Raw genomic sequence first — 793 nt, 5'->3', positions numbered from 1 at the left:
GATGTTATTCACCCTGGCCAACCTGTTTCGGGTGGACCAAATGATACGTCAGTGGGAGAGATCTCAGTAAAAACCGGAAATAACGCCAGAAATGGTGGAAAAAATAGCCTAAATAGGCTGATTCGATGTGTTTGCGGGAAAAAAATCGGCCCAGATCCGCGAAATTTTAATCAGCGAGTCAGCTTGGGAAGAAATGACCTGCTTATTCGCACCTTCCCTAACGCGATGATGTTTGTGGTTGCGGCTCCCGCTGCCGCCGCCAATGGAACGACACCTATATCCATTGCCATAGATGCAGCTTCTGTAACTGATGCTAAGAAGTCAATTTTACTCAGAAATTTATCAACAGCTAATAACGGCGGTACGCGCCTTTTAGCAATAGGGAGATAGTTAAAACGTTCGTTTGGGGGAAGCGGCAACGCTGCCAGCTGTTAGCGGTGTTATTGGCTATAACGGATGGGCCAAAATCCCGATGAGTGGTAACAAAAATTTAATTCTTCAATGGGGGCAAGGTGCTGTTAATACAGCAGGTAGTGGAGAGGTCTACACATCTTCGCTTCCTGTAGCGTTCCCATCCGTGTTTGCACAAGTATATGTTACGCATAATAATCCTGAGGATGCTGGCGTTGGGTTTGGTTCTGCAGCGCCTGCAACCCTTTCAACTTTTACTACAAGAGCGGTTAAGTTATCTCAGGCTGGAGCCGTTCTAAATGCGTTAAATGCAAACGTGTCATTCCGGTTTATAGCCATAGGATATTAAGCAAATAACGTTCGTTTGGGAGAAGCGGCAAAA

Annotated in this window: 2 protein-coding genes; both read left to right on the top strand. The window is 45.9% G+C overall.

Annotated features, from left to right (window positions below; all coding sequences use genetic code 11):
• Positions 1–70, top strand: a 70-nt coding sequence (locus C3451_RS24730) for a hypothetical protein (protein WP_002906209.1), incomplete at its 5' end; no start/stop codon positions are given.
• A 402-nt stretch (positions 71–472) separates the two neighbouring features.
• Positions 473–760, top strand: coding sequence for a hypothetical protein (locus C3451_RS24180; protein WP_124304495.1), 288 nt, complete (start codon positions 473–475; stop codon positions 758–760).
• Positions 761–793 lie beyond the last annotated feature (33 nt).

Source organism: Enterobacter sp. 301B (assembly GCF_003850715.1).
GTDB classification, from domain to species: Bacteria; Pseudomonadota; Gammaproteobacteria; order Enterobacterales; family Enterobacteriaceae; genus Enterobacter; species Enterobacter intestinihominis.
This window is presented reverse-complemented; position numbering and strand designations above follow the sequence as displayed.

What these genes read in the sequence shown, in the direction of transcription:
- C3451_RS24180 (WP_124304495.1), top strand. Translation starts at nt 473, where the DNA reads ATGAGTGGTAACAAAAATTTAATTCTTCAATGGGGGCAAGGTGCTGTT.